This is a genomic window from Amycolatopsis sacchari, assembly GCF_900114035.1.
Lineage (GTDB): Bacteria > Actinomycetota > Actinomycetes > Mycobacteriales > Pseudonocardiaceae > Amycolatopsis_E > Amycolatopsis_E sacchari.
On record NZ_FORP01000003.1, the window covers coordinates 303680 to 325409 of the forward strand.

At 69.8% G+C, this 21730-nt stretch carries 17 protein-coding genes and 1 tRNA gene; 12 read left to right on the forward strand and 6 right to left on the reverse strand.

What is annotated here, in order from left to right; genetic code table 11:
- Positions 1-2 precede the first annotated feature (2 nt).
- The gene (locus tag BMZ92_RS08140; RefSeq protein WP_091505107.1) at positions 3-281 is read left to right on the forward strand and encodes a hypothetical protein; all 279 of its coding nucleotides are present in this window, start codon (positions 3-5) and stop codon (positions 279-281) included.
- Between the two features lie 23 nt (positions 282-304).
- Here BMZ92_RS08140 and BMZ92_RS08145 read toward each other — a convergent pair whose 3' ends face one another.
- The 3 genes from BMZ92_RS08145 to BMZ92_RS08160 form a co-directional block, all read right to left on the reverse strand.
- The gene (locus BMZ92_RS08145) at positions 305-1513 is read right to left on the reverse strand and encodes a glycosyltransferase (RefSeq protein WP_091505108.1); all 1209 of its coding nucleotides are present in this window, start codon (positions 1511-1513) and stop codon (positions 305-307) included.
- An 864-nt stretch (positions 1514-2377) separates the two neighbouring features.
- On the reverse strand, positions 2378-4225 hold the full coding sequence (locus tag BMZ92_RS38070; protein ID WP_245782956.1) for a DUF11 domain-containing protein: 1848 nt from the start codon (positions 4223-4225) through the stop codon (positions 2378-2380).
- Between the two features lie 421 nt (positions 4226-4646).
- A tRNA-Tyr gene (locus tag BMZ92_RS08160) sits at positions 4647-4728 on the reverse strand.
- A gap of 123 nt (positions 4729-4851) precedes the next feature.
- Between BMZ92_RS08160 and BMZ92_RS08165 the strand changes: the two genes are divergently transcribed.
- Positions 4852-5343, forward strand: coding sequence for a YajQ family cyclic di-GMP-binding protein (locus BMZ92_RS08165; protein ID WP_091505110.1), 492 nt, complete (start codon positions 4852-4854; stop codon positions 5341-5343).
- A gap of 212 nt (positions 5344-5555) precedes the next feature.
- Here the strand turns inward: BMZ92_RS08165 and BMZ92_RS08170 are convergent, their stop codons facing one another.
- Positions 5556-6044 (reverse strand): pyridoxamine 5'-phosphate oxidase family protein, encoded by a 489-nt coding sequence (locus BMZ92_RS08170; RefSeq protein ID WP_091505111.1) that lies wholly within the window; start codon positions 6042-6044, stop codon positions 5556-5558.
- A 143-nt stretch (positions 6045-6187) separates the two neighbouring features.
- On the opposite strand from BMZ92_RS08170, the gene BMZ92_RS08175 reads away from it, so the two are divergent.
- Positions 6188-6793, forward strand: a complete 606-nt coding sequence (locus BMZ92_RS08175) for a ClpP family protease (protein WP_091505112.1) — start codon at positions 6188-6190, stop codon at positions 6791-6793.
- Positions 6794-6845: 52 nt separating this feature from the next.
- Positions 6846-7979 carry a sialidase family protein gene (locus BMZ92_RS08180; protein ID WP_091505113.1) on the forward strand — a complete coding sequence of 378 codons (1134 nt, stop codon included), beginning with the start codon at positions 6846-6848 and terminating at the stop codon, positions 7977-7979.
- On the opposite strand, the gene BMZ92_RS08185 is transcribed toward BMZ92_RS08180, so the two are convergent.
- A complete protein-coding gene (locus BMZ92_RS08185) occupies positions 7957-8589 on the reverse strand; it encodes a DsbA family oxidoreductase (RefSeq protein ID WP_091505114.1) in 633 nt (210 codons plus the stop codon). The genes BMZ92_RS08180 and BMZ92_RS08185 overlap by 23 nt on opposite strands.
- Before the next feature lie 114 nt (positions 8590-8703).
- Between BMZ92_RS08185 and rfbA the strand changes: the two genes are divergently transcribed.
- Positions 8704-9585: a glucose-1-phosphate thymidylyltransferase RfbA gene (rfbA, locus tag BMZ92_RS08190; protein ID WP_091505115.1), complete on the forward strand. Its 882-nt coding sequence runs from the start codon at positions 8704-8706 to the stop codon at positions 9583-9585.
- 242 nt (positions 9586-9827) lie between these two features.
- Here the strand turns inward: rfbA and htpX are convergent, their stop codons facing one another.
- Positions 9828-10691: a zinc metalloprotease HtpX gene (htpX, locus tag BMZ92_RS08195; protein ID WP_091505219.1), complete on the reverse strand. Its 864-nt coding sequence runs from the start codon at positions 10689-10691 to the stop codon at positions 9828-9830.
- Positions 10692-10838: 147 nt separating this feature from the next.
- Between htpX and BMZ92_RS08200 the strand changes: the two genes are divergently transcribed.
- The 7 genes from BMZ92_RS08200 to BMZ92_RS08230 all read left to right on the forward strand — a co-directional run bounded on the left by BMZ92_RS08200 (position 10839) and on the right by BMZ92_RS08230 (position 21730).
- Positions 10839-11741, forward strand: coding sequence for a YncE family protein (locus tag BMZ92_RS08200; RefSeq protein ID WP_245782957.1), 903 nt, complete (start codon positions 10839-10841; stop codon positions 11739-11741).
- Positions 11742-11789: 48 nt separating this feature from the next.
- Entirely contained in the window at positions 11790-12662 is an 873-nt protein-coding gene (locus tag BMZ92_RS08205) for an LLM class F420-dependent oxidoreductase (RefSeq protein ID WP_091505117.1), read from the forward strand.
- 122 nt (positions 12663-12784) lie between these two features.
- Positions 12785-13807, forward strand: coding sequence for a Gfo/Idh/MocA family protein (locus BMZ92_RS08210; protein WP_245782958.1), 1023 nt, complete (start codon positions 12785-12787; stop codon positions 13805-13807).
- Between the two features lie 77 nt (positions 13808-13884).
- Positions 13885-14841: an SDR family NAD(P)-dependent oxidoreductase gene (locus BMZ92_RS08215; protein WP_091505119.1), complete on the forward strand. Its 957-nt coding sequence runs from the start codon at positions 13885-13887 to the stop codon at positions 14839-14841.
- The gene (locus BMZ92_RS08220) at positions 14838-16343 is read left to right on the forward strand and encodes an MBL fold metallo-hydrolase (RefSeq protein ID WP_091505120.1); all 1506 of its coding nucleotides are present in this window, start codon (positions 14838-14840) and stop codon (positions 16341-16343) included. The genes BMZ92_RS08215 and BMZ92_RS08220 overlap by 4 nt, the downstream gene beginning before the upstream one ends.
- Positions 16344-16505: 162 nt before the next feature.
- On the forward strand, positions 16506-20528 hold the full coding sequence (locus BMZ92_RS08225; protein ID WP_091505121.1) for a DUF4082 domain-containing protein: 4023 nt from the start codon (positions 16506-16508) through the stop codon (positions 20526-20528).
- Complete coding sequence (locus tag BMZ92_RS08230) at positions 20525-21730, forward strand: glycosyltransferase (RefSeq protein ID WP_091505122.1); 1206 nt, start codon at positions 20525-20527, stop codon at positions 21728-21730. The genes BMZ92_RS08225 and BMZ92_RS08230 overlap by 4 nt, the downstream gene beginning before the upstream one ends.

Here is a 21730-nt window from a genome sequence, read left to right on the forward strand (position 1 = left end):
ACATGGCGGATCCGCCGCGCTGGTGGAAGCCGGCCAACACAGTGCTCATCGGCTCGCCGCGCGTCGGCTTGGTGATCGGCACCATGCGGGTGCTGGGCAACGGCAGGCGCCACACGAAGGTCCACCCGGTGGAGCTGCCGGTCGAGCAGCGCGGGCCACCGGGGGTGCCGTTCTCCCAGAAGATGGGCGCCGTGGAGCGGGGCACGCCCGAGGAGTTCGCCGCCGCGGCCAGGCGGTGCACGGTCTTCCGGCTGGAGAACCCCAGGCCCTGGCAGGGCTGAAACCCCGCCAGGGCCCGGGGTTTTCAGTTCCCTTCGAGCAGCAGTTTCGCGGCGACCGTCGCCCCGTCGGGACGCACCTCGGCGGCGAGCGCCCGCGCCCCCGCGGCGATCTCGGGCTTGAGCGCCGTTTCGAGCGCCGCGGACAGCGACTCGAGGGTCGGCGTCCCGCCGTCGTGCGCCACCCCCGCGCCCAGCTCGGCGACCCGGGCGGCCCAGGACGGCTGGTCGGCGATCTGCGGCACGACCACCTGGGGCGCGCCGGCCCTGGACGCCGTTGTCGTGGTGCCCGCGCCGCCGTGGTGCACCACGGCCGCCATCCTCGGGAACAGGGCCTGCTGGTTGACCTCGCCGACGACGAAGCAGTCGTCGGCGTCGTCGATGGAGGCCAGCCCGGCCCAGCCGCGGGCGAGGACCACGCGACGACCGCACGCGCGGACCGCCTCGATCGCCGTGGTGGCCATGTCCTTCGGGAGGTACGAGGCCATGCTGCCGAAACCCACGTACACCGGCGGTTCACCGGCGTCGAGGAACCGCTCCAGCCCGTCGGGGAGCGGCCGTTCGTCGGGCAGGATCCAGGCCCCGGTCTGCACGACGTCGAGTTCCGTCATGCCCTCGGACGGGCACAGCACCGGGTCCGCCGCCAGCCACGGCCGGTCGGTGAAGACGTAGTCGCGGACGTTGTCCACGGGCGGCAGCCCGATCGCGGCGCGGTGGGTGTTGAGCGGCTCCTGGTAGAGGTCGTTCACGCGCTGGGCGTCCTGCTCCCACAGCTTCTTGAGGTCGGTCTCGCCCTCCGGGGACGGCGTGCCGGGCCGCCTCCCCGGCGGGAAGCGCCGCGACGGCAGCCCGAGGAGGTGGTAGGCGGTGAGCACGTAGCGGATGCCGAGCTTGTCGGCCACGTCCCGGACACCGGCGGGCATCAGCCCGGCGGCGACCACGGCGTCACAGTCCTTGGCCGCGGGCAGCAGCGCCTCGAACCGCGCGCCGACCAGCTGGGCGGCGAGCCGGAAGGCGTCCTCGGCGGTCGGCCGGGCGGGCCTGGCGACGATCGAGTGAACGGTGGGCCCCAACGGCACGAGCGGCACACCCACCCGCCCGAGCAACTGCACGAAGTCCTCGTCCGGCGGCGCGGCGACGACGGCCTCCGCCCCGAGCTCCCGCAAGGCGACCGCCAACCCCACCACCGGCTCCACGTCCCCGCGCGATCCCCAGGACGTCAACAACACACGCATTGCGCGAATCCCCCTTTTTTGGTTCAGGCCCCTGACCAGGGCCGGAGAATTGTGCGGCACGACGGGGGTCTTGCCGCAAGCCCCGGGGTGCGATATACGTTTAAGTGGGGAGAGGGATTTCTTTTTTTCTTCGCGTCCGCGGCTGGTTGGTCTCCCCTGTCCGGACGAGGTTCCGCGAACGCGGCGCCCGAGACCGCGGACGTGCCGCTGGCGACCATCGGTATCCCACCCTGGGCAACGGCATCGCCGCCTCCGTCGCCAGCGGCACCTGGGTGGCGAACACCGGCCAGAGCGACGAAACCACGTTCACCACCAAGGCATGGCGCGAATTCCCGAGCGGGCTGGTCCCGGCTGCCGACGGGCCGATTCAGTGCGTGAGGTGCGAGCGGCAGGCGGAACTCTACGTCCTCGACCTGCGGGAGGACATGTGGTTCAGCTGCCTGGACCACCACGCGACAACGAGCAACCGCCCGAGGTCAGGCAGTCGGAGCAAGCCCGGCTGCGCGCGCTGACCGAGCAGCTTCGATCCGCGATCCACATCCTGGACGAGGCCTCGAAGCCCCTGCGGGAAGTGCTCGGCACCGACTCCGAACTCGCCGCGCTGGGCGACCGAGAGGTGCGAGACCTGCCGAAGAGGTTCGAGTCGGCCGCTGGCACGGCGCGCGGTGGAACGTCTCATCCTGGATTTCGTCCAAGCCCTCTCGTTGGAACGCTCCCGAACCACGCGCTGACGGCCCAGCCGTGCGCAGGAGACTGAGCACGCGAGACCAGACCTCCACGGGCCAAAGGAGCAGGAGCCTTGACCGAGGAGACGGCGCGTCGAACGCTGGTCGCCGTCTATCGGCTCGCACGGATCCGCGGGCTTCAGCCAGGTGGAGGGCGGGCGGCCCGGAGGAGGTGGGCCGCCCGCCCTTGTTCATCGGTTCGGTCAGGCCGTGTGCCGCGTGCGGCGGCGCAGGCCGTACCGGCACCGGCGAGCACGAGGGCGCCGGCGGCGAAGCCGAAGCCCACCAACGGGACGACCTCGGTGACGACCTCGGTGGAGGTGTCGTTACCCGGGTTGGGGTCGGGGTCGTTTCCGTCGACCTTGGCGGTGTTGTAGAGCGTGGTCACGGTGCCGTCGGCCTTGCCGGTGACGACGATGACCGCGCTCTGCTGCGCCGCGAGCGGGCCGCCGGTGCAGGTCAGCACCAGGTTCGCCACGGCGCAGCCGGGAGTGCTGGTGGTGACGTCGGTGAGCCCTGCGGGGATCTGGTCGGTGACGGTGTAGCCGGTGGAGCCGGCTGGGCCGTAGTTGGTGACGACCAGCGTGTAGGTCACCAGTTCCCCGACGTTGACCTCCGCCGGGCCACCCTTGGAGATACCCAGGTCGGCGTTCGGGTTCACGAAGGTCACGTTCGTGGTGCCCGGTTCGTTGAGGCCGTTGGGGGTGACGTTGTCCGGACCATTGGTGTACGTGCCGGCTGTCGAGGACGTCACGGGCACCGACACGGTGCAGGAGGCCATGCCCGCGTTCAAGTTGCCGGTCACGCCGATCGTGGTGCCACCCGAAGGCGCGGTCACCACACCCGCGGGGCAGGTCGTCGAGCCGGCGCCCGCCACCGTGAGCCCGGCGGGCAGCGCGTCGGTGAACGACCAGCCGTTCTTGGCGGCCAGCTCGCTGGTGTTGGTGATGGTGAACGTCAGCGTCGAGGTGCCGCCGATGTCGGCGGTGCTCGGGCTGAACGATTTGTCCAGCTGCGGGGTCACGTCGAGAATCTTGATGTTGTCGAACGCGGCATCGTTACCGTTGGCGGATCCGTTGGCGTTGCGCATGACGACGCCCACGGTGGAACCGGTGACCTTCACGGAGCCGTTCGAGGTGTAGGTCCCCACGTGCATGTTGTTGGAGCCGAGAGTGCCCTTGGCAGGTGTGGCGATCGTCGTGCCGGTCTTGCACACGTCGATCGTGCTGCCGACCGGGACCTCCGTTCCGTCCGACTGCACCAGCGAGAAGTTGTACAACGGTCCGGACACTGTGCAGCTGGCCGCCGCCGCGTCGACGCTGAAGGTCACGTACCGGCCGGACGCAGACGGCAGCGAGACCGGGCTCACCGTCTCGAACTCCACGCGGTTCGCGCCGGGATCAGCCGCCGTGTACGCCGCGACCACGTGATTGGAGGTCGGGTCGGGAGCCTTCGCGTGGCTCCCGAGGGCCCACGCGAGTTGGCGGAGCGCGCTGTAGGAGTTGTCCCTGGTTGTCTGCGGGACGCTGCTCGGGTTGCAGTTGTTGATGACGCTGCCGGTCTGCGCCGAGTCAGGACTGTTGAAGTTCAGCACCGCACCGTTACAGGCTTCCAGCCACGGCTGGTCCGCGCGGTAGGTCTCACCGTTTGCGCCGGTGTAGTTCGTCAGCAGCACCGGAGCGGTACCGACGCCGTTCTCGAAGTCTTCGGCGTACAGATTCGTCGGTGCCTGCGGCGTCCCCGGTGTTCCGGGAGCAGCACTGGCCGCTTCGTTCAGGAGGGTCATACTCGCCGCCGACGCGATGATCGCGGCCGCCGCACCGAACGCTCCCACCCGGGCGATCGGTCGACTTCGAAGTTTTGGAGCCATTCGAAGAAGCAACTCCTTCGGTAGAAAGGAACCGCGCCCCCGTTCACAGCTGCCCCCAGTCACGACTGACTGCGGATCAGGGATGCGGTGTGAACCGGTTCCGCGCCCGGAACACACCTGGTAGACCTGGTGTGGGCACACCGCCTGTCATGGCCTCTCCGACCGGGGGAGGTTCCCGCCGAAGCCCGTCCCTTGAACCCGGTGAGGCAGCTGCGGAGTTTCAGGGAGCTGCGTGCCGCCGCGCTTTGCGCGGCTGAGCCGCGGGCGGCTCGGGTGGCGCGTGCACGAGCACGCTGGCGGCACAGGCCACTAGGTCTATCGCGACTGACCTCACATGGAGGTCAGACCGCTGCCCGGCTGGTCCTGCACGGAGGTGGGGGCTGGACCGCTCGCGAGGCGCCCGTACGACCTTCGGCACGCAGCGGTGTCGACCTGGCTCAAGGCGACGGGACCCGGTGCGGGTAGCGGCCCCCCACTGCACATACGACAAACGCCCCGCTGCCCTGTTTCCGCAGGTCAGCGGGGCGTTTCCCTGGTGTGGCGGGTAGAGGATTCGAACCTCTGAAGGCAGTGCCGTCTGATTTACAGTCAGATCCCTTTGGCCGCTCGGGCAACCCGCCGTGGCTGGGCGAACCAGCCGGGAGACAGCGTACAGAACGTCCCGACCGCGGTGACAAGCGGGGGGAGGTGGCAGCGCTAAGGTGTGGCGTAGCCGACAAGCCGAAGTACGAGGTGTGGGACAAGTGGCTGATCCGTCGTTCGACGTCGTGAGCAAGGTCGACCGCCAGGAGGTGGACAACGCGCTGAACCAGGCGGCGAAGGAGCTGTCCACCCGGTTCGACTTCCGGGGCGTCAACGCGAAGGTCTCGTGGGCCGGCGAAGAGGCGATCACCGTCGAGGCCGAGACCGAGGAGCGCGCGCTCGCCGCCGTCGAGGTGTTCAAGGAGAAGCTCATCAAGCGGGGCATCTCGCTGAAGGCGTTCGAGGCCGGTGAGCCCGCCGTGTCCGGCAAGATCTACAAGGTCAACGGCAAGATCATCCAGGGCATCGCGTCCGACAAGGCCAAGCAGATCGCGAAGTTCATCCGCGACGAGGGGCCGAAGGGCGTGCAGGCCCAGATCCAGGGCGACCAGCTGCGCGTGTCCGGCAAGAAGAAGGACCACCTGCAGGAGGTCATCGCCCTGCTCAAGGGCAAGGACTTCGACATCGCGCTGCAGTTCACCAACTACCGCTGACGCCCAGGACACACGGGAGCCCGCGACGCGGCTACGCGGGCTCCAGGTCCTCGCTCTCGCCGAACGACTTGAAACGGCGCGGCACGCGCTCGTGGATCTCCTGCACGAGCACGATCCGCGCCTCGTCCTCGCCGAGGAACGCGTCGTAGTGCGGACGACCGGACGCGGAGCCCGCGAGCTCCGTGTTCGGTCGCGCAATACGCCGTCGCCCCTCACCACTGCGCCGTGTCCTGGGCCCACACGAACATGCGCTCCGCGCTCACCCGCAGGTACACACCACCGCCGTCTTCGAGCACGTCCTGCCACCACGGCGGCCCGTAGAGCTCGTTCAACGCAGCGAAATCACCGTGGTCGGGGCCCAGCACGCTGGCCTTGCCGTGCACGATGATCGCGATCTCGCTCGGCACCCAGCGGGTCAGGCTGACCGCGGGCCGGCTCGCCACGTGCTTGGCCCGTGCGGAACCGGCGACCGTGGGCACGTGGAAAACCCCGCCGTGGAAGACAGCGTCCACCGGCGCGACCCTGGGCTCGTTCCGCGCCGACACCGTCGCGAAGGCCAGTGAGCGCGGCTTGGCCAGGTAGCCCGCGACCTGGCTCGCCGTGAGGGTTTGGGCCGGGATGCCGAACGTGGACCTCAGGTGCGGCCCCGCGTTCTCCTCACTCTCGTCCAGCAACTGCTGCAGGCGCTCGATGTCACTCATGCGGCGACGCTAGAACCTCCAGTCCACCTGAGGTCAATGATCGCTCTCAGCGGATTCCGCACGCCCAGAGCGAACGGCGCCCCGCAACGGACCACAACCCGAATACGGTCACGGTGTCCCGGCCGCACAACGAAAGGCACCGCATGACCGTCCACTTGCTACCCAGCCTGCGTTCCCCCGGCAGCGACCTGACCCTCACCGACTCCGTCTACGAACAGCTCCTGCGCGACCGCATCGTGTTCCTCGGCTCCGAGGTCAACGACGAGATCGCCAACCGGATCACGGCCCAGCTCCTCCTCCTGGCCGCCGACGACCCGGAAAAGGACATCAAGTTCTACATCAACTCCCCCGGCGGCTCGGTCACCGCGGGCATGGCCATCTACGACACGATGTGCCTGGTCAAACCGGACGTCTCCACCGTCGGGCTCGGGTTCGTCGCCTCGATGGGGCAGTTCCTGCTCAGCTCGGGCACCCCCGGCAAACGGTTCCTGCTGCCCAACACCCGCCTCGTCATGCACCAGCCGTCCGCCGGGATCCGCGGCGCCGCCACCGACATCGCCATCCAGGCGGAGGTCTTCGGCAAGATGAAGCGCCGCATCGCGGAGATCACGGCGCGGCAGACCGGGCAGACCGTCGAGCAGATCACGGCCGACGCCGACCGCGACCGCTGGTTCGACGCCGAAGAAGCCCTCGCCTACGGGTTCGTCGACCGGATCATCGGAGGCGGTGAAACAGCCCTGACCGCGTGAAGCACGGCGCCGCAGCGCAACCGGCCGGTTACTCCGTGGTGTAATTCCCGCCATGGGGAGACTCGCCGTGTTGGTGCTGGTCGCGGTGACCTTGGCGGGCATCGCCCCGCCCGCGCAGGCCGCCACGCGTGAGCGGCTCGCCGTCGGGTCGTACCCCCGCGTCGTGCGGCTCTCGCACGGGCCGTACCAGGGCCGGATCGTCGCCGCCGTGAGCGGGTGGGACGGCGGCGGTCCCGTGGCGCCCGTGTTCGAGAGCACCGACGAGGGCCGCAGCTTCCGGCGGATCGGCGAGATCCGCGACTCCGGCGGCGGCCGCGGCGAGTGCTGCGGCACGCTCTACGAACTGCCCCGCCAGGTCGGCCGCCTCCGCGCCGGCACCCTGCTGTGGGCGGCGAGCTACGGGCAGGACGACGGCCCCGAGCGCCGCATGTCGCTCCGCGTCTGGGCCAGCCGCGACGGCGGCAGGCACTGGTCGTTCCTCTCCGAAGCCGCGCGCTCCCACAACCACGACGGCATCTGGGAACCGGAGTTCACCGTCGACGCCGGCGGCACCCTCTGGATGCACTACGCCGACGAGACCGAGGCGCCCCGCTACTCCCAGGTGCTCAACCGCGTCGGCTCCACCGACGGCCTCACCTGGGGCACCAAGCAGACCACCCTCGCCATCGGGCCGACCCGCGTCCGCCCCGGCATGCCGATCGTGCGCGAGCTGCCCGGCGGCCGCTACTACTTCGCCTACGAGATCTGCAACTACGGCAAGCTGTACTGCAACCCGTACTACAAGATCTCCGCCGACGGCGCGAACTTCGGCGACCCCGCCGACCCCGGCACCCCGGTCCAGACCGCCGAGGGCAACTACTTCCAGCACGCCCACACCGTCACGCTCTTCCCGGACGGCCGCCTGCTGATGGTGGGCCAGCTCTACACCGACGCCGGCGGCCACCGCCTCACCGGCAACGGCCAGGTGCTGCTCGCCAACGACGCCCTCGGCGCGGGCGCGTGGTACGAGCTGCCCGCGCCGGTCGCGGTTCCCGACGCCTTCAACGACTTCTGCCCCAACTACAGCTCGGTGCTGCTGCCGGTCGACGGTGGGCGGAACGTACTGGAAATCGCCGCGGACTACGACAACGGCGTCTGCACGACGTACTTCGCGAAGGGGCCGGTCAGTCCTCGAAAGCCTTCGTGAGGGCGGCCGTGAAGGTCTCGGTGGACTGGGCGCCCGAAACGCCGTAGCGGCCGTCGAGCACGAAGAACGGCACGCCGTTCGCGCCCAGATCACGGGCTTCGGCGACGTCGGCCCGCACGTCGTCGGCGTACGTGCCGTCCTTGAGGACGCTCAGCACCTCGTCGCGGTCCAGACCGGCGTCGGCGGCGACGTCCGCCAGCGAGTCGTGGTCGAACAACGAGCGGCGCTCGGTGAAGTAGGCGCGGAAGAACCGCTCGGTGACCTCGGCCTGCTTCCCGCGCGCCTTCGCCAGGTGCAGGACCCGGTGCGCGTCGAAGGTGTTGCCGACGATGCCGTCGACCAGGTGGTACTCGAGGCCGTCCGCGGCGGCGAGCTGCTCCAGCCGCGCGTCCATCGCGCGCACCTCGTCCTCGCCGTTGCCGAACTTCGCCGCCAGCAGCGGTGTCTTCGGCTGCGCCTCGCCGCGCGGGAGCCGCGGGTCCAGCTCGAACGACCGGTACACGACCTCGACCTCGTCCCGCCGGTCGAAGGACGCCAGCGCCTTCTCGAAACGCCGTTTGCCGAGGTAGCACCAGGGGCACACCACGTCGGACCAGATGTCTACGCGCACGATCAGGCGAACGTCGCTCCCTCCACCCCTATTCCGGCTGCGTGGCACGGTGGCCCGTGGTAACGCCACTAGGGTGGGCCCCGACTGTTCCGGAAGCGACGAGGGGAGCCAGGGATGAAGGGCATCGTGCTGGCGGGCGGCAGCGGCACCCGCCTGCACCCGATCACCCAGGCCGTGTCGAAGCAGCTGCTGCCGGTCTACGACAAGCCGATGATCTACTACCCGATCTCGGTGCTCATGCTCGCCGGGATCCGGGAGATCCTGATCATCTCGACCCCCACCGACCTGCCGAACTTCCGGCGCCTGCTCGGTTCGGGCGACCAGTTCGGGCTGCAGCTGAGCTACGCCGAGCAGCCCGCGCCCAACGGTCTCGCCGAGGCGTTCGTCATCGGCGCGGACTTCATCGGCGACGATTCGGTGGCGCTCGTGCTCGGGGACAACATCTTCTACGGCCAGGGCTTCGCGGGCCGGATGCAGCAGGAGGTCGCGGCGCTCGACGGGTGCGTGCTGTTCGGCTACCCGGTGAAGGACCCGCAGCGCTACGGCGTCGGCGAGACCGACGAGACCGGGCAGCTGGTGTCGATCGAGGAGAAGCCCGCGCGGCCGAAGTCGAACCAGGCCATCACGGGCCTTTACTTCTACGACAACCAGGTGGTGGAGATTTCGCGGCAGCTCAAACCGTCGGCGCGCGGCGAGCTGGAGATCACCGACGTCAACCTCACCTACCTGCGGCAGGGCAAGGCGAAGCTGGTCGACCTCGGCCGTGGCTTCGCGTGGCTGGACACCGGAACGCACGACTCGCTGCTGGAGGCCGGGCAGTTCGTGCAGGTGCTGGAACACCGGACGGGCGTGCGGATCGCGTGCCTCGAAGAGGTGGCGCTGCGCATGGGCTACATCGACGCGGACCAGTGCCTGGCGCTGGGGCTGAAGCTGTCGAAGTCCGGGTACGGGGACTACGTGACCGCCGTGGCCCGCGCCGCGGGGGCGCAGGGGTAGGCCTGGCTCCGGCGACCGGCTCGGGCCGCGCGACCGGCTGGGGCGGGCGCGGCGAGCGGCTGGTGCAGGCCGCGCGACCGGTTGGCTAGCGCGCGGCGAGCGGCTGGCTGGAGCAGCGCGGCGACCGGCTCGGGCCGCGCGACCGACTCGCGCGGGCGCGGCGACCGGCTGGCTGGCGCGCCAGCCGCACGGCACAGCCGGTGCGTGCGCGAGCGAGCGGCGGACACGACCGCCGCCAGCCCTCACAAGCCCCGGCGCGCCATCTCCTCCAGGCGGGCGATGCGGTCCTCGATCGGGGGGTGCGTGGAGAACAGGCGCGAGAACGACTCCCCGGGGCGGAACGGGTTCGCGATCATCAGGTGCGACTGCGAGACCAGCTGCGGTTCCGGCACGAGCGGCGCCTGCCGCGTGCCGTACTCCAGCTTCCGCAGCGCCGACGCCAGCGCCAGCGGGTCACCGGTCAGCCGCGCCCCGGACGCGTCCGCCTGGTACTCCCGCGAGCGGCTCACCGCGAGCCGGATCACCGCCGCCGCGATCGGGCCGACCAGGACCAGCAGCAGCGACACCAGCGGGTTGCCCTCCTCGCGGTCGTCACCGCCGAAAGCGCCCATGAACATCGCCAGGTTGGCCAGCACGCTGATCATGCTCGCGAGCGCACCGGCGACGCATGAGATGAGGATGTCGCGGTTGTACACGTGCGACAGTTCGTGACCGAGCACCGCCCGCAGCTCACGCTGGGTGAGCAGTTCCAGGATCCCCGTCGTGCAGCACACCGCCGCGTGGCGCGGGTTGCGGCCCGTGGCGAACGCGTTCGGCGCGACCGTCGGGCTGACGTACAGGCTCGGCATCGGCTGCCGCGCGGACGTCGCCAACTCCCGCACGATCCGGTACATCGCGGGCTGCTCCGCCTCCGAAACCGGCCGGGCGCGCATGGCCCGCAGGGCGAGCTTGTCCGAGTTGAAGTAGGCGTAGGCGTTCATGCCGAGCGCGAGCAGCAGCCCGATGAACAGCGCCCCCCGCCCGAAGATCGAACTGATCGCGACGATGAGGGCACTCAGCAGGCCGAGCAGCAGCGCCGTCTTCAACCCGTTGTGATGCCTGTGCACCCGCACCTCCTTCCCGGACATCAGGAAAACGCTCGGATGAGCCGGGAAAGTTCCACCGGAACGGTGTTCTCGCACCTATGTCACACCTCTCGGCGTTAATGTTTCACCGGGGAGGTGGGGATGTTCGGTAGACGCACACTTTTCACCTTGATAGCGGGCCTGGGGGCGCTGACCGTCGCTCCCGCGGGGGCCGCGCCGCGGGTCACCGCTGTCCGCGTCGGCCGGGAACCCGGTGCGGTGGCTGTGAATTCCGCCACGGGATCCGTGTACGTCGGCAGCGGGGACGGGACCGTCTGCCTCGCCGGAGCCCGTTCCGTCGCGGTGGGCGGAGAGCCGACCGACCTCGCGGTGGACGAGACGTCCGGCCGCGTGTACGTCGCGGCGCGGACGGCCGGCACCCTCACCGTCCTGGACGCCGACGGGACCCTGCGCAGCGTCGTGCCGTGCGGGCCGGGAGCCGCCGTGGTGGACGTGGACAGCGCGGGCAACCGGGCGTACGTCGGCAGCGGACTCGGTGCGGGCGTCGCCGTCGTCGACACCGTCGCGTGCGTCGTGGCCGAACAGCTCGGCGGGCCGGGGCAGGGCTTCGGCGGCGTACGCGTGGACGAGGCGCGTCAGCTGGCGTACTTCGCCAGCGCGCACACGGATTCCGTGGAGGTGCTCGACCTCACCTCGGGCGAGTTCGTGTCCACCATCCCGGTCGGGCGGGCGCCGGCGGGTTTGGCGCTGCACGAAGCGAGCAACACCCTGTACGTGGCCAACTCCGCGATCCACCACCTGTCGGTGGTCGACGGCGCGACGCGCGCCGAGCGCACGACGATCCTCCTGCCCAGCGAGGCCTCGTCGGTCGCGGTGCACCAGGCGAGCCACACCGTCTACGCCAACGGCGGCCCGGACGGCCTCGTGCGGATCGACGGGACGACGGGGTCGGTCACCGGCACGCTCCCGCTCGGCGTGAACCCCGGCGGGGTCGCCGTCGACCAGCGCACCGGCACGGTGCTGGTCACCGATCCACTGCACGATCAGCTGCTCCTCGTCCGCGAATTCTGATCCTGGAGCGACTCCGGGTATAGCGTCGGTTGCGGAGGTCGATTTCCCATGAAGCTCGGACTGCAGATCCCTGATTTCACCTGGCCCAACGGGCCCGCGAAGCTCGGCGCCGAACTCGCCGGCGTGGCGCGTGCCGCGGACGAGGCCGGGTTCGAATACCTGGCGGTGATGGACCACTTCTTCCAGATCCCCGCCGTCGGCCCGGTCGAGAACGACATGCTGGAGGCGTACACGACGCTCGGTTACCTCGCCGCGCACACCGAGCGCGTGAAGCTGCTCACGGTGATCACGGGCGTGATCTACCGCCTGCCCGGCGTGCTCGGCAAGGCCGTGACCACGCTCGACGTGCTCTCCGGCGGGCGCGCGATGCTCGGCATCGGCGCGGGCTGGAACGAGGAGGAGTCACGCGGGCTCGGTTTCCCGTTCCCGTCCACAAAGGAACGTTTCGACATGCTCGAAGAAGCGCTGCGTTATCTGCACCAGCTCTTCTCCGACGACGACGGCCCGTTTGAAGGCGACTACATTTCCGCCGAGCGCATGATGAACGTGCCGGCCCCGTTGACCAAACCGCGCCCGCCCATCATGATCGGCGGTTCCGGGGAGAAGAAAACGCTGCGGTTCGTCGCGAAATACGGCGACGCGTGCAACATCTTCAACAGCCCGGAGCTGGAGCGGAAACTCGACGTGCTGCGCGGGCACTGCGAGGCCGAGGGCCGGAACTACGACGAGATCACGAAGACCGTGTACCACCGGCTGGACATCGGCTCGAAGGGCGAGAAGTCGGAGGAGTTCCTCACCGAGCTGCGGCGCCTGTCCGCGCTGGGCGTCGACGCCGTGATCGGTTCCTGCCCGACGGTCCCCGACACGAAACCGTTCGAGATCTTCGCGAACGAGATCATTCCCGAGGCCGCGAAGCTGTAGCGGGAAACCGCTGCACACCGTGTGTTAATTCCCGGCCGAAAACCGGGCTGTAACGGCACCTCCCGTTCCCGCGACCGCATGGACGCATGTCTGGAATCCGGCTCGCGGGAACGGGGAGTGCTTTGAGACGCATCGGTCTTGCCGTGATCGGGGCGGGGTACTGGGGCCCCAACCTGGTCCGCAACGCGCAGGCGACACCGGAACTGCGACTGGAGTACCTGTGTGACCTCGATGTCGCCAGGGCGCGCCAGGTGCTCGGCGACTACTCGACGGTCCGGGCGACCGCGTCACTCGACGAGGTGCTCGAAGACCCGGCGGTGCAGGCCGTGGCCATCGCCACGCCTGCCGCCACCCACCTGAAGGTCGCGACGGCCGCGCTCGAGGCGGGCAAGCACGTGCTCGTCGAAAAGCCGCTCGCGGCGAACCTCGCCGAGGGCAGGCAACTGGTCGAAACGGCCGAGCAGCGCGGGCTCGTGCTGATGCTGGACCACACCTACTGCTACACGCCTGCCGTGCGCGAACTGCGCCGGATCGTGCGCGGTGGCGAGCTGGGCGACGTGCAGTACCTGGACTCGGTGCGCATCAACCTCGGCCTGGTGCAGCGTGACGTCGACGTGCTGTGGGACCTCGCGCCGCACGACCTGTCGGTGTTCGACGCGATCCTGCCGGCCGGGCTCGAACCGGTCGCGGTGGCCGCGCACGGGTCCGACCCGATCGGCGCGGGCCGGGCGTGCGTGGCGCACCTGAGCATCGAGCTGACCGGCGGCGTCCTCGCCCACGTGCACGTGAACTGGCTGTCCCCCACCAAGATCCGCACGATGGTCGTCGGCGGGTCGGCGAAGACAGTGGTGTGGGACGACCTCAACCCGAGCCAGCGGCTGTCCGTCTACGACCGGGGCGTGGACCACCAGCGGGAACAGGCGATCGTGTCCTACCGGATCGGCGACATGGTCGCGCCCGCGCTGCGCGAGCAGGAGGCGCTGCGGGCCGTGATGGCCGAGTTCGCCGAGTCCATCACGCAGCGGCGCGCCCCGCTCACCGACGGCCGGTCCGGCCTCCGCGTCCTCGCGCTGCTCGAAGCGGCGTCCCGCAGTCTGACCGAAAACGGCGCCTTCGTGGCGGTACGGCAGGAGATCGCAGCATGAGCGAGCTTGCGAGCGAATCATCGAGCACCATGCCGGCAGACAGCACTGCCGCGGCTCGCCGCGTCGAACAGGGCCGCATGAGCGCGCAACCACTCACCGGACAGCGGTTCCTGGTCACCGGCGGCGCCGGCACCATCGGTTCCGCCGTCGTGGACCAGCTCGTCGAGGCCGGGGCGGCCGAGATCATCGTGCTGGACAACCTCGCCAGGGGACGCCGGGAGAACCTCGCGGCGGCCGGGGACAAGGCCACGCTCGTCGTCGGCGACATCAACGACCGGGAGCTCGTCGCGGAGCTGATGAGCGGCATCGACGTCGTGTTCCACCTGGCGGCGCTGCGCATCACGCAGTGCGCCGAGCAGCCGCGTCTCGCGCTGGAATCCCTCGTCGACGGCACGTTCACGATCCTCGAAGCCGCGGAGGCCGCGTCGGTCAAGAAGGTCGTCGCGTCCTCGTCGGCCTCGGTGTACGGCCTCGCGGAGACCTTCCCGACCACGGAACGCCACCACCCGTACAACAACGACACGTTCTACGGCGCGGCGAAGGCGTTCAACGAGGGCATGCTGCGCAGCTTCCACGCCATGTACGGACTGGACTACGTGGCGCTGCGGTACTTCAACGTCTACGGCCCCCGCATGGACGTGCACGGGCTGTACACCGAGGTGCTGATCCGCTGGATGGAGCGGATCAGCCGCGGCGTGCCCCCGCTGATCTTCGGCGACGGCGCCCAGACCATGGACTTCGTCCACGTGCACGACATCGCCAGGGCCAACCTGCTCGCGGCGAAGGCGCCCGTGACGGACAAGGTCTACAACATCGCCAGCGGTACCGAGACGAGCCTGCGTGAGCTGGCGCTGGGCCTGCTCACCGCGATGGGCTCCGACCTCGAACCCGAGCACGGTCCGGAACGCGGGACCAACGGCGTCACGCGGCGGCTGGCCGACATCTCCGCGGCGGCCGAGGACCTGGGCTGGCGACCGCAGATCAAGCTGCCGGACGGCCTGCGGGGGCTTGTTGAGTGGTGGCGCAACGCATGAGCACGATCCGGTACCTCGGGCACGCCGGGTTCGTCGTGGAGCACCGCGGCACCCGGATCCTGATGGATCCCTGGTTCTTCCCCGCGTTCCTCGGCTCCTGGTTCCCCTACCCCGACAACCGCTTCCTGCTCGACGACGTGGTCTCGGGCGAGTTCGACTACCTCTACGTCTCGCACGCGCACGAGGACCACTACGACGAGGAGCTGCTGCGCAAGCTGGACCGCTCGACCAAGGTGATCGTGGCGAAGTACCGGTCGAAGGTGATGGTGCGGCACTTCCGCGACCTCGGCTTCGAGAACGTGACCGCGCTGGCGCACCGGGAGTCGCTGGAGCTGGGGCCCGGGCTCACCGCGACCATGCTGCTCGACACCAGCCACAAGGAGGACAGCGGCCTGCTGCTCGACCTCGACGGCTTCCGCTTCCTCGACCTCAACGACTGCAACACCCCGATGTCGGAGCTGCCCGGCGACATCGACCTCCTGGCGGCGCAGTTCTCGGGCGCGATGTGGTACCCCAACTGCTACGACTACCCGCCCGCCGTGATGGCCGAGAAGGTCGCGGGCGTGCGCGCGGACCTGATGGACACCTTGTACCGCAAGGTGAAGCTGACCGGGGCGAAGGCGTACCTGCCCTCGGCGGGGCCGGCGTGCTTCCTCGACCCCGAACTGACGCAGTACAACGACCGCGACGCGACGATCTTCCCGGTGTGGGAGCAGGTCGCCGAAGGGTTCGCGCAGGCGTGCCCGGAGACCGACGTGGTGCGGCTGGGGCCCGGCGATTACCTCGACGTAGGCAACGGCATCGCGGTGCACGCCGGGGGTCCGCTGGAGGAAGACCTCGACGCCTACCGCGAACGCAGGCGGGACGAGTGGGCGGAGTTCCACGCGGGACCCGAGCCCGAGGTCTCGCTCCGCGAGATCGAGCAGTACTTCCACACGCTGCAGACGTGGAACAAGCGTTTCCTCGGCGACTTCAGCAAGGACATCCGGCTCGTCGCGGGCACCGCCGACTGGGACGTGCGGCTGGGCCGGCTGGCCGAGCACTTCGTGATCGAGGGCGAGGAACCCTATGACCCGGAGTACACGCTCCTGGTCTCGCCGCGGGTGCTGCGGGCCATTGTGGACGGTCGGACGGGGTGGGAGGAGGCGCTGCTGTCGATGCGCATCGGCCTGCACCGCGAGCCCGACGTGTTCGACCTGACCTTCATGGGCCTGCTGCGCTACGGCAACCACCCCGCGCAGACCATGCAGATGCTGCGTGAGCGGCAGAACACCGAGACGATCGAACGGGACGGCCTGCGCCTGCAGCGGTTCTGCCCGCACGCCGGGGAGGACCTGACGTTCGCCGAGATCTCCGGTGGCCGGATCGAATGCCCGCGGCACCACTGGATCTGGGACGCCCGCACCGGCGAGTGCGTCGACAAGGCGTCACTGCCCCTGCGCGTGGAGGTACTGGACGAGCAGGCCCTGCGGAAAACGGAGAACGCGAGCGGTTCGGAATAACCCGCCGAGCCCGCACAACCGTTTGACGGCAACGCTTTTCGCCACCGAAGGTGACGTTTCGAACCGTTCCACCGAAAGGTGTAACGAGCTGGGGTGACGTCTCGACTCCGCGAGCGACAGCTGGTGTGGCGAAGCCGTGGGGCAGAAACGGAAGGCGCGGGCATGCGAGGAAATTCCGGACGAAGAACGCGGCGGTCACGCGCACTCGCCGCGCTGCTCGCGCTTTTCGGTGGTGTCGTGCTGGTCCCGCTCACCACCGCACCGGTGGCGCACGCGGCACCGTGCGACGCGCCCGTGCTGAACAAGGTCGCGTGCGAGAACACCCTCGCGGGCACGCCCAACTGGATGGTCGAATCGCTGGACGACTCGATCGCCGGCTTCACCGCCGACATCAGCTCCGCCCCCGGCGGCACCGTGCAGTTCAAGGTGAAGACGAACGCCAGCAACTTCCGCGTCGACATCTTCCGGCTCGGCTACTACGGCGGCGTCGGCGCCCGCCAGGTCGACTCGATCCCCGCCACCCCGCACAACCAGCCCGCCTGCAAGACCGACTCCACCGGCCTCTACGACTGCGGCAACTGGGCCGTGTCGGCCACCTGGAACGTGCCCCCGACCGCGGTCTCCGGCCTGTACTACGCCGTGTTCCACCGGCTGGACACCGGCGGTGAGAACGAGGCCGCCTTCGTCATCCGCGACGACACGAGCACCTCGAAGATCCTGTACCAGACCTCGGACGAGACCTGGCAGGCGTACAACACCTACGGCGGCCCCAACGGGGACACCGGGAACAGCTTCTACACCGGCACCGGCCCGGGCGCGCAGGGCGCGGCCTACAAGGTGAGCTACAACCGCCCGCTCTACGGGGAGGGCGACGAGAACTTCATCTTCAACGCCGAGTACCCGATGCTGCGGTTCCTGGAGGCCAACGGCTACGACCTCAGCTACACGACCAATGTGGACACCGCCAGGCGCGGTCAGCTGATCAAGAACCACAAGATCTTCATGACGGTCGGGCACGACGAGTACTGGTCGAACGAGCAGCGGGACAACGTCGAGTCCGCGAAGGCCGCCGGGGTGAACATGGCGTTCTTCACCGGCAACGAGGTGTTCTGGAAGACCCGCTGGGAACCGAGCATCGACGGCTCGAACACCGCGATGCGCACCGTCGTCTGCTACAAGGAGACCCTCGCGGACGCACACATCGACCCGACCACGACGTGGACGGGGACCTGGCGGGACGCCCGGTTCAGCCCGCCATCCGACGGCGGCCGGCCGGAGAACTCCCTGCTGGGCCACATCTTCACGGTCAACGGCTACCGCAGTGACGCGATGTCCGTGCCCGCCGCGTACGGCAAGATGCGGCTGTGGCGCAACACCCCGCTGGCGAGCCTGCCGACGGGCAACACCTACACGTTCCAGCCCGGCACGCTCGGTTACGAGTGGGACACCGTGGAGGACAACGGGTTCCAGCCGCCGGGTGTCGCGCAGCTGTCGCGCACGACGGTCAACATCACCGACGGCAACTACGTGCTGAAGAACAACGGTTCCGTCTACGGCACCGGCACGAAGACGCACGCGCTGACCTACTACCGCGACCAGACCAGCGGCGCCCTCGTGTTCGGCGCCGGCACGGTGCAGTGGGCGTGGGGGCTCGACGACAACCACGCCTTCCAGACGGAGACACCGACCTCGGACGTGCGGATCAAGCAGGCGACCGTGAACCTGCTCGCCGACATGGGCGCGCAGCCGGCGACCCTGCAGTCCGGGCTCTTCGCGGCGACGGCGAGCACCGACACGCAGCCCCCGGTCGTCGCGATCACCGGCGCTCCGCCGACCACCGTGGGCACGAGCTACACCGTGTCGGGCACCGCCACCGACCTCGCGGGCAAGGTCGCGGGCGTCGAGGTGTCCGTGGACGGCACCACGTGGCACCCAGCCGACTGGACGGCGGGCACCACGAACTGGAGCTACACCTACACGCCCGACACCGCGGGCACGCCGACGGTCCGCGTCCGGGCGGTGGATGACTCGGCCAACCTTTCGGCGCCGGTGTCCGCGACCGTCACCGTCTCGGCCCGCACGTGCCCGTGCAGCATCTGGACCCCGACGACCGTGCCGCCGACCACCACGACGAACGATCCGGGCCCGGTGGAGCTGGGCGTGAAGTTCCAGGCCTCCTCCGACGGCTACGTGCGCGGGATCAAGTTCTACAAGGGCGCGGGCAACACCGGTACGCACACCGGCTCGCTGTGGACGGCGGACGGGCAGCGGCTCGCGACCGGCACGTTCGTCAACGAGACGGCCAGCGGCTGGCAGACACTGACGTTGCCGACGTCGGTGCCGGTCACCGCGGGCACGACGTACATCGCGTCGTACTACGCCCCCGTCGGCCACGAGGCCGCGGACAACTACTACTTCACCGGCAAGTCGGCGAAGCTGGATCCGCTCGTCGCCCCGGCGAGCCAGCCCGGCAACGCCAACGGCGTGTTCCACTCCGGCGGCGCGGGCTTCCCGGCGCAGAGCTTCCAGGACACGAACTACTGGGTGGACGTGGTGTGGGGACCGGATCCCGGGCCCGACACGCGTGCCCCGCTGTTGCAGTCCACCGCGCCGGGCAACGGCGAAAGCTCCGTCGCGCTGACGGCGGCGCCGACGGTGACGTACGACGAGAACATCGCGCCCGGCTCGGTGCAGTTCACCCTGACGTCGTCGGGCGGAGCCGAAGCCGGCACCGTCTCGGTCTCGGGCACGAAGGTCACCTTCACCCCGTCCGCGCCGCTGGACCCAGCCACCACCTACACGGCCACGGCCAGAGCGGCGGACGCGGCGGGCAACCAGGCGGACGTGGTCACCTGGACCTTCAAGACCGGATCACCACGCCCGGCCAACTGCCCGTGCACGTTGTGGGACGACTTCACCCACCCCACCAACGTGACGGACTCCGACCCGACCGCGGTCGAGCTGGGCACGAAGGTGCGGTTCAGCGGCCGGGGCCAGGTCCTCGGCGTGCGGTTCTACAAGGGCCCCGGCAACACCGGGACGCACACCGGTTCGCTGTGGTCGGCCGACGGGCAGCGGCTCGCGACGGGCACCTTCAGCGGTGAGTCGACGACCGGGTGGCAGACGCTGCTGTTCAGCTCGCCCATCACGGTGCAGGCCAACACGACGTACGTGGTCTCCTACTACGCCCCCAACGGCCATCCGGCGGGCGACAACGGCTACTTCGTCGACCCGGCCTCGTACGGGGCGATCGAAGCGCTGCCGGACGGCTTCGACGGTGGCAACGGCGTCTACAAGGTGGGGGCCGGGTTCCCGACCTCGACCTACCGGTCCAGCAACTACTGGGTGGACGTCATCTACCAGAACGGCCTGAACGGCGACACCACCCCGCCGACGATCACCGCCACGACCCCGGCGGCGAACGCGACGAACACGCCGCTCGCGGGCACGGTGAGCACGACGTTCAGCGAGCCCATCGACCCGACGAGCGTGCAGTTCTCGCTCACCGATCCCGGCGGGGCGAACCTGACGGGCACGCTGTCGCTGTCCAGCGACCAGAAGACGGTCACGTGGACCCCGGCGGCGAGGCTCGCGGCGGGCACGACCTACCTCGCGAGCATGCGGGCGGCGGACGTGAACGGCAACCCGATGCCGACGGCGGTGACGTGGAACTTCACGGTGTCGACGGTGCAGACCTGCCCGTGCTCGCTGTTCAGCTCGGCGACGGTGCCGCTGGTGCTGTCGGCGGACGAGGCGACGTCGCTGGAACTGGGCGTGCGCTTCAGCTCCTCGGTCGCGGGCTCGATCACCGGCGTGAAGTTCTACAAGGGCGCGGGCAACACCGGCACGCACACGGGTTCACTGTGGACGGCCGGCGGGCAGCTGCTGGCCACCGGCACGTTCGCGAACGAGACGGCGAGCGGCTGGCAGACGCTGGTGTTCAGCACACCGGTGCCGATACAGGCCGGGACGTTGTACGTGGCGTCCTACACGGCACCCAACGGGCACTACTCGGCCAACCCGTACTACTTCGAGCAGACCGGAGCGACGAGCGTGCCGCTGACCGCGGCCCCGACGGGTTCGGACGCCCCCAACGGCGTGTTCAACGCCGGGCCGGGCTTCCCGACCGCGACCTACCGGGGCGGGAACTACTGGGTCGACGTCGTGTTCCAGCCGAACCCGTGACGGCGGGACGGGGTGCCCGGGGGCGGCGGCTGCTCGTCGTCGCCTCCGGGGTCAGCTGGGACGGCGTGCGGGGCTCGGAACGCCAGCTCGCGCAGGCACTGGTCCGGCACGCCGACGTGCTGTGGGTCGACCCGCCGGTTTCCCCCGTCACCGCGCCCCGGTACCGCGGGGTGGCGGCGACGGGACGGCATTGGCGGCCGACGTTGACCGACGCGGCCGAAGGCATCACCCGCCTGACCCCGTTGGCACCACCGGGGCTGTCCCGTCCCGGCGTCCGTGAGGTCACGTGGCCGCTGGCCCGCGCGCAGATGCGGTGGGCGTTGCGGCGGCTGGGAAGACGGCCGCACGCGGTCATCTCGTGCTCGGTCGCTGACGTGCTCGGGCATTGGGGCGCGGGCGTCCGGCAGGTGTTGTACGGCACAGACGACTGGGTCGCCGGGGCGGAGCTGATGCGCCTCGACGCCCGGCGTGTGGCCCGCGACGAGCGGAAGGCGTTGCGGCACGCGGATGTCGTGCTGGCGGTGGGCCCGGAACTGGCAGACCGGTGGCGGAAGTCGGGTGTGGAGGCGCACGAGTTCCCCAACGGCTGCGATCCGGACGCCTACGCGGAACTGGGGGCACCCGCCGAACTGCCCGCGGGATTTCCCACGCCCGTGGCGGGCCTGAGCGGTCAGCTGTCGGACCGCATCGACCTCGCGCTGCTGGAAGCGGTGGCGGCGACCGGAATGGGCCTGGTGCTCGTCGGTCCCCGGGATCCCGCCTGGCAGCCGGACCGCGTGGACGCCTTGCTGCGCAAGCAAAACGTGCACCACGTGGGCGCGCTGCCGTTCGAGGAGCTGCGGCCGTGGCTGGCCCGTTTCGACGTGGGCCTTACGCCGTACGCCGACACCCCGTTCAACCGCGCGTCGTTCCCCCTCAAGACGTTGGAGTACCTGGCGGCGGGACTGCCCGTGGTGAGCACCGACCTGCCGGCGAGCAGGCGGCTGCGGGAGGAGACCACCGAGGTCCGCCTCGCGACTGGTCCTGAGGAGTTCGCGGCGTTGGCACGGCAAGCCGCAGGCGAAAAGGGCGGGGCGCGACGAGAGGTGGCGCGGAGGCACTCGTGGGCCGCCCGGGCCGACGAGCTCGCCGGAATTCTCGGGATCCGGGATTCCGTTCCGCTGCAACACAACGGCCCTCCGCCGCGACTCAGCAGACGATGA

What these genes read in the sequence shown, in the direction of transcription:
- BMZ92_RS08170 (WP_091505111.1), bottom strand. Translation starts at nt 6,044, where the DNA reads ATGAGTGACATCGAGCGCCTGCAGCAGTTGCTGGACGAGAGTGAGGAG.
- BMZ92_RS08175 (WP_091505112.1), top strand. Translation starts at nt 6,188, where the DNA reads ATGACCGTCCACTTGCTACCCAGCCTGCGTTCCCCCGGCAGCGACCTG.
- BMZ92_RS08140 (WP_091505107.1), top strand. Translation starts at nt 3, where the DNA reads ATGGCGGATCCGCCGCGCTGGTGGAAGCCGGCCAACACAGTGCTCATC.
- BMZ92_RS08215 (WP_091505119.1), top strand. Translation starts at nt 13,885, where the DNA reads ATGAGCGCGCAACCACTCACCGGACAGCGGTTCCTGGTCACCGGCGGC.
- rfbA (WP_091505115.1), top strand. Translation starts at nt 8,704, where the DNA reads ATGAAGGGCATCGTGCTGGCGGGCGGCAGCGGCACCCGCCTGCACCCG.
- BMZ92_RS08220 (WP_091505120.1), top strand. Translation starts at nt 14,838, where the DNA reads ATGAGCACGATCCGGTACCTCGGGCACGCCGGGTTCGTCGTGGAGCAC.
- BMZ92_RS08145 (WP_091505108.1), bottom strand. Translation starts at nt 1,513, where the DNA reads ATGCGTGTGTTGTTGACGTCCTGGGGATCGCGCGGGGACGTGGAGCCG.
- BMZ92_RS08225 (WP_091505121.1), top strand. Translation starts at nt 16,506, where the DNA reads ATGCGAGGAAATTCCGGACGAAGAACGCGGCGGTCACGCGCACTCGCC.
- BMZ92_RS08180 (WP_091505113.1), top strand. Translation starts at nt 6,846, where the DNA reads ATGGGGAGACTCGCCGTGTTGGTGCTGGTCGCGGTGACCTTGGCGGGC.
- BMZ92_RS08205 (WP_091505117.1), top strand. Translation starts at nt 11,790, where the DNA reads ATGAAGCTCGGACTGCAGATCCCTGATTTCACCTGGCCCAACGGGCCC.